Here is a 2,792-nt window from a genome sequence, read left to right on the forward strand (position 1 = left end):
GATTCTTCCCTGTTTCGCACCCCGCCTGGCTACGCCCCGCTGCCGTTTGCGCCAAAACTGGATTGGTCCGACCACCCCGGCGGCCTGCTGGGGGGGACGGAGATGTGCAACAACAACGGCACCTGCCGGGGGTTCGACGCCGAGGTGATGTGCCCGAGCTACCGCGCCACCCGCGACGAGAAGGATGTCACGCGAGGCCGCGCCAACACGCTGCGGCTGGCGATCTCCGGCCAGCTCGGGCCGGATGCGCTGACCTCGGACGCGATGGCCGATACCATGAGCCTCTGCGTCTCCTGCAAGGCCTGCCGCCACGAATGCCCGACCGGGGTCGACATGGCCAAGATGAAGATCGAGGTGCTGGCGGCCCGCGTCGCCAGACATGGCCTGTCCTGGCGCGACCGCCTGGTCGGCTACCTGCCGCATTATGCCGCCTGGGCCGCGCGCGCGGCACCACTCGCCAATTGGCGCAACAGGAGCCCGCTGTTGCGCCGGCTGCTGGAGCGCTATGCCGGCATCAGCGCCAAGCGCGATCTGCCGGTGTGGCGCCGCGACGTGTTCCGTTCCGACGTAGAGTCGGTCGGCCCCGCCGATGGTCCGGAGGTCGTGCTGTTCGCCGACACCTTCAACCGCGCCTATGAGCGCGAAAATCTCGACGCCGCGCTGCGGGTGCTGGTCGCTGGCGGCTACCGCGTGCATCTGCCTGTTCCGGCGGACCGCGGCCGCGCACTGTGCTGTGGCCGCACCTTTCTCGCGGCCGGGCTGGTCGAGCAGGCGCGCACGGAGCTGGGTCGCGTGGTCGCGACCTATGCGCCGTTCGCCGCCCGCGGCGTGCCGATCGTCGGCCTCGAGCCGAGCTGCCTGCTGACCCTGCGCGACGAATTACTGTCGCTGCGCGCGGATGATGATGCCAAAGGCGTCAGTGCGCAGGCGCTGTTGTTCGAGGAGTTCCTGGTCCGCGAGGCCGAGGCCGGGCGGCTGCGACTGCCGCTCAAGCGCGTTGCCGACAAGGCACTGCTGCATGGCCACTGCCACCAGAAATCCTTCGGCGCGTTCAAGCCGGTCGAGAAGGTGCTGCGGCTGATCCCCGACCTCGCGGTGGAGACGATCGAGACCAGCTGCTGCGGCATGGCCGGCGCGTTCGGCTACGGCGCCGAGACCTATGAGGTGTCGATGCAGATGGCCGAAGCCGCGCTGCTGCCGGCGGTACGCCGGGCGGACGCCGCGACGCTGATCGTCGCCGACGGCACCTCGTGCCGGCACCAGATCGCCGACGGCGCGTCGCGCCAGGCGCTGCATGTGGCCCGCGTGCTGGCGATGAGCCTCGACAGCCCCGATACGCGCCACTAGGTTGTCGCCAACTGACAAAGGACTTCGTCTATGACCGACCTCACCCTCGACATCGCGCGAAAAATTCTCGATGCCGCCCTCGCCAAGGTGGTCGAGAAGAAGCTCAAGCCGATGGCCATCACGGTGCTCGACGCGCGCGGCTGCGTGAAGGCCTCGCTGGCGCAGGACGGCACCAGCCTGATGCGCGGCGAGATCGCCTTCGGCAAGGCCTATGGCGCGCTGGCGCTGGGCATCGGCTCGCGCGCGATCTTCCAGCGCGCCCAGGAGCAGCCTTATTTCGTCGACGCGGTCAGCACCATGACCAAGGGCGCGATGATCCCGGTACCCGGCGGCGTGCTGATCCACGATGCCGCGGGCGCCCTGCTCGGCGCGGTCGGAATCTCCGGCGACACCTCCGACAATGACGAGATCTGCGCCGTCGCCGGCATCGAAGCCGCCGGTCTCAAGGCCAATGCGGGCTGAAACGGACTCCGCATTTCGCGCCGCGAGGCGACCGCGACCGGAAGCATGCGTCTGATGCCGAGTGACGAGCTACAACAGCTCAAGGACCGGATCGGCCACGCCCATGTCGACAAGCGACTGACGATCGAGACCGATCATGAGGCCCAGCTGTTCGGCCAGGGCCTCATTTTCTTCAATCTTGAAAACTGGCTGACGGCGCCGTCCATCATCAAGGCCGCGCTGGTCATGAGCGGCCTCTACGGCCGCGCCCGTCGCCATGCCGATCATGTCGTGATCCGTCACAACAATGTGGCATCAGCCCGGCTGCCGGCGTCGTTCGACGGCTTTACCATCCTGCAACTCAGCGACCTTCACGTCGATATCAGCGAAGGCGCCATGCAGCACCTCCGCGGCATCGTGGGGGCGCTGGATTATGATATCTGCGTCCTTACCGGCGACTATCGCGGTCGAACCTTCGGGCCGTTCGAGACCAGTCTGGTCGGCATGGAGCAACTGCGCTCGCATTTGCGGTCGCCGATCTATGGCGTGCTCGGCAATCATGACAGCATTCGCATGACGCCGCGGCTGGAAGCGATGGGCATCCGGATGCTGTTCAATGAATGCGAAACCATCCAGCGCGGCGACGACCGGATCCATCTCGCCGGCGTCGACGATCCCCACTTCTACCGCGCCGACGATATCGCCAGGGCTGCCACATCGATTCCGCCGGATGCATTTTCGATGCTGTTGTCGCACACGCCGGAAACCTACGACGAGGCCGCCGGCTGCGGATTCGACCTGATGCTGAGCGGGCACACCCATGGCGGCCAGCTCTGCCTGCCGGGCGGGATCGCCATCAAGCTGGAAGCGGCCTTGCCGCGCCGCATGGGCGCCGGTGCCTGGCGCTACCAGACTTTGCAGGGCTACACCTCCGTCGGCGTCGGCACCAGCCTGCTGCCGGTGCGGCTGAACTGCCCGCCGGAAATTACCCTGCATCATTTGCG

General features: G+C 67.2%; 3 protein-coding genes. All 3 read left to right on the forward strand.

What is annotated here, in order from left to right:
* Positions 1-1,347 (forward strand): 4Fe-4S dicluster domain-containing protein (locus Q0S16_RS04395; protein WP_295845476.1); only part of this gene is annotated, 1,347 nt, incomplete at its 5' end.
* A 30-nt stretch (positions 1,348-1,377) separates the two neighbouring features.
* A complete protein-coding gene (locus Q0S16_RS04400) occupies positions 1,378-1,809 on the forward strand; it encodes a heme-binding protein (RefSeq protein WP_295845478.1) in 432 nt (143 codons plus the stop codon).
* Positions 1,810-1,863: 54 nt separating this feature from the next.
* A partial coding sequence (locus tag Q0S16_RS04405) for a metallophosphoesterase (protein WP_295845480.1) occupies positions 1,864-2,792 on the forward strand: 929 nt, incomplete at its 3' end.

Source organism: Tardiphaga sp. (assembly GCF_025356345.1).
Classification (GTDB): Bacteria; Pseudomonadota; Alphaproteobacteria; order Rhizobiales; family Xanthobacteraceae; genus Tardiphaga.

Bases quoted from the DNA above. Each gene is read 5' to 3' on its own strand.
- Q0S16_RS04400 (WP_295845478.1), top strand. From the start codon at position 1,378: ATGACCGACCTCACCCTCGACATCGCGCGAAAAATTCTCGATGCCGCC.